General features: G+C 73.7%; 1 protein-coding gene. It reads left to right on the top strand.

Features of this window, described 5'->3' with window-relative positions; all coding sequences use genetic code 11:
* On the top strand, positions 1-1,645 hold a 1,645-nt coding region (rho, locus tag EBM89_RS20545; RefSeq protein ID WP_122151404.1), incomplete at its 5' end, for a transcription termination factor Rho.
* Positions 1,646-1,793 lie beyond the last annotated feature (148 nt).

Genomic DNA, 1,793 nt, shown 5'->3' with positions numbered 1-1,793 from the left:
GGAGACCGCGGACGCCCCGGCGTCCGAGCCGCGCGGCCGTGCCGCCGACGCGCTCGCGACCCTGGAGGCCGCGCTCGACAACCGCCAGGGCGGCGAGCAGCAGCGCGGCGAGCAGCAGCGCGACGAGCGCCAGCAGGGCGAGCGCCGCTCCCGCCGTTCCGGCCGGGGCACGGGCGCCCCGACCGTCGACGTGACCCTCCCCGAGGGCCCCACGGGCGACGGCCAGCGCCAGCAGCGGCAGCAGCAGGAGCGCCAGCAGCGCCAGCAGCAGCCCGCGCAGCAGCAGCCGGCCCAGCAGCAGCCCGCGCAGCAGCAGCCCCTGGACGACGACGAGCGCGGCGGTCGCCGTCGGCGCTCGCGCGACCGGTTCCGGGACCGTGACGGCCGCAAGCGCGGTCGCGGTCAGCGCGGCGACGCGGACCTGCCGTACGAGGAGGTCGAGATCGCCGAGGACGACGTCCTCGTGCCGGTCGGCGGCGTCCTCGACGTCATGGAGCAGTACGCGTTCATCCGGACCAGCGGCTACCTGCCGGGCCCGACCGACGTGTACCTGCCGCTCGCGCAGGTCCGCAAGGCCGGTCTGCGTCGCGGTGACGCGATCACCGGTGCCGTGCGTGCCCCCCGTGAGGGCGAGCAGCAGCCGCAGCAGCAGGCGGGTCGGCCCAGCAAGGCCAACGCCCTGGTGCGCCTCGACACCGTGAACGGCATGTCGCCCGAGCAGGCGCGGCAGCGCCCGGAGTTCACCAAGCTGACGCCGCTCTACCCGCAGGACCGCCTGCGGCTGGAGAACGACGGCCAGTCGCTGACGCCGCGCGTGATCGACATCGTCGCGCCGATCGGCAAGGGCCAGCGCGGCCTCATCGTCGCGCCGCCCAAGGCCGGCAAGACGATCATCATGCAGCAGATCGCCAACGCGATCACCGCGAACAACCCCGAGGTCCACCTCATGGTCGTGCTCGTCGACGAGCGCCCCGAGGAGGTCACCGACATGGAGCGGACCGTGAAGGGCGAGGTCATCGCCTCGACCTTCGACCGCCCCGCCTCGGACCACACGATGGTCGCGGAGCTCGCCATCGAGCGCGCCAAGCGCCTGGTCGAGCTCGGCCAGGACGTCGTGGTGCTGCTCGACTCGCTGACCCGCCTGTCGCGGGCGTACAACCTGGCGGCCCCGGCCTCCGGGCGCATCCTGTCCGGTGGTGTGGACGCCTCGGCGCTCTACCCGCCGAAGCGGTTCTTCGGCGCGGCGCGCAACATCGAGAACGGCGGCTCGCTGACCATCCTCGCCTCGGCGCTGGTGGAGACCGGCTCCAAGATGGACGAGGTCATCTTCGAGGAGTTCAAGGGCACGGGGAACATGGAGCTCCGGCTCTCCCGCTCGCTCGCGGACAAGCGCATCTTCCCGGCGGTGGACGTCAACGCGTCCGGCACCCGCCGCGAGGAGATCCTCATCTCGCCCGACGAGCTCAAGATCGTCTGGAAGCTCCGTCGTGTCATGGGCGCGCTGGACCAGCAGCAGGCCATCGAGCTGCTGCTCGGCAAGCTCCGCGACACGAAGAGCAACGTCGAGTTCCTGCTCCAGGTCCAGAAGACGACCCCGAGCACGAACGGCCACGGCCACGAGGACAACCCGGGCCGCCCGGTCTGACACCTCCGCACCCCGCAGGGCGGCACCCCAGGGTGCCGCCCTGCGGCGTCCCCGGAGTCGGGCGCCGCTCGCCCTCGCCGCGCCCTCGCCGCGCCCTCGCCGCGCCCTCGCCGCGCCCTCGCCGCGCCCACGGCGGGTCCGCCGCTCC

This window comes from Cellulomonas triticagri, assembly GCF_003696205.1.
Taxonomy (GTDB): Bacteria; Actinomycetota; Actinomycetes; order Actinomycetales; family Cellulomonadaceae; genus Cellulomonas; species Cellulomonas triticagri.
Note: the sequence above shows the minus strand (reverse complement) of the source record. Positions and strands in the feature narration are given on the sequence as shown.